General features: G+C 56.8%; 1 rRNA gene. It reads left to right on the top strand.

The window, feature by feature from the left end:
- Positions 1–1,077 (top strand): 23S ribosomal RNA (locus tag IE108_RS34640); the annotation flags it as partial.

The following is a 1,077-nucleotide window of genomic DNA, read 5'->3' as shown; positions in this document are numbered from 1 at the left end:
CGTGCGAAGCCGTAAGGCGATGTATACGGACTGACGCCTGCCCGGTGCTGGAACGTTAAGGGGACCGGTTAGCTCCATTTCGGTGGGGCGAAGCTGAGAACTTAAGCGCCAGTAAACGGCGGTGGTAACTATAACCATCCTAAGGTAGCGAAATTCCTTGTCGGGTAAGTTCCGACCTGCACGAATGGCGTAACGACTTCTCGACTGTCTCAACCATAGGCCCGGTGAAATTGCACTACGAGTAAAGATGCTCGTTTCGCGCAGCAGGACGGAAAGACCCCGGGACCTTTACTACAGTTTGATATTGGTGTTCGGTTCGGCTTGTGTAGGATAGCTGGGAGACTTTGAAGCTCGCACGCCAGTGTGGGTGGAGTCGTCGTTGAAATACCAGTCTGGTCGTGCTGGATGTCTAACCTGGGTCCGTGATCCGGATCAGGGACAGTGTCTGATGGGTAGTTTAACTGGGGCGGTTGCCTCCTAAAGAGTAACGGAGGCGCCCAAAGGTTCCCTCAGCCTGGTTGGCAATCAGGTGTTGAGTGTAAGTGCACAAGGGAGCTTGACTGTGAGACCGACGGGTCGAGCAGGGACGAAAGTCGGGACTAGTGATCCGGCGGTGGCTTGTGGAAGCGCCGTCGCTCAACGGATAAAAGGTACCCCGGGGATAACAGGCTGATCTTCCCCAAGAGTCCATATCGACGGGATGGTTTGGCACCTCGATGTCGGCTCGTCGCATCCTGGGGCTGGAGTCGGTCCCAAGGGTTGGGCTGTTCGCCCATTAAAGCGGTACGCGAGCTGGGTTTAGAACGTCGTGAGACAGTTCGGTCCCTATCCGCTGTGCGCGTAGGAGTCTTGAGAAGGGCTGTCCCTAGTACGAGAGGACCGGGACGGACGAACCTCTGGTGTGCCAGTTGTCCTGCCAAGGGCATGGCTGGTTGGCTACGTTCGGGAGGGATAACCGCTGAAAGCATCTAAGCGGGAAGCCTGCTTCGAGATGAGGACTCCCACCCCCTTGAGGGGTTAAGGCTCCCAGTAGACGACTGGGTTGATAGGCCGGATCTGGAAGCACCGTGAGGTGTG

Source organism: Streptomyces parvulus, from assembly GCF_014648855.1.
GTDB classification, from domain to species: Bacteria; Actinomycetota; Actinomycetes; order Streptomycetales; family Streptomycetaceae; genus Streptomyces; species Streptomyces parvulus.
The sequence above is the reverse complement of the archived record's forward strand: the minus strand, read 5'-3'. Positions and strand labels throughout refer to the sequence as shown.